The 406-nt window shown below is 30.3% G+C and carries 1 protein-coding gene; it reads right to left on the bottom strand.

The window, feature by feature from the left end:
* On the bottom strand, positions 1–185 hold a 185-nt coding region (locus QWI17_RS14845; RefSeq protein WP_302723310.1), incomplete at its 3' end, for a TlpA disulfide reductase family protein.
* Between the last annotated feature and the right edge of the window lie 221 nt (positions 186–406).

Consider the following 406-nt stretch of genomic DNA (forward strand, 5'->3'; position numbering starts at 1 on the left):
AACGCCGGAATCTCCTCTACACAAGGCGCACACCATGTTGCCCAAAAATTAACCACCACAACTTGATCTTTATAATTTGCTATTTTTTCGTGCAAAGCTTCGTATTTTACCGTTTCTACAGATTGTGCATTTACAGTAGAAAAAGCCAAAATTCCCATTAAACCAAGGAAACAAAATAGTTTCATATTTATTTTTTAAAAATATTTATTCAAATGTAATAGAACAAGAATCAATCCAAGCTATTTTTCTCGAAATTTTGTTGAATAGAATATTAAACCGATTTTTGTAAAAAAATAATCAATTTGTTTTCAAAAGAAGATGCTTATCGCATAAAAAAGGATTTTTGGATTTCGTATGGAACGTATATGAAATTGCAAATGAATGCCGAAGGAACGCGTATTAATTG

Source organism: Gilvimarinus gilvus (assembly GCF_030518155.1).
GTDB classification, from domain to species: Bacteria; Pseudomonadota; Gammaproteobacteria; order Pseudomonadales; family Cellvibrionaceae; genus Gilvimarinus; species Gilvimarinus gilvus.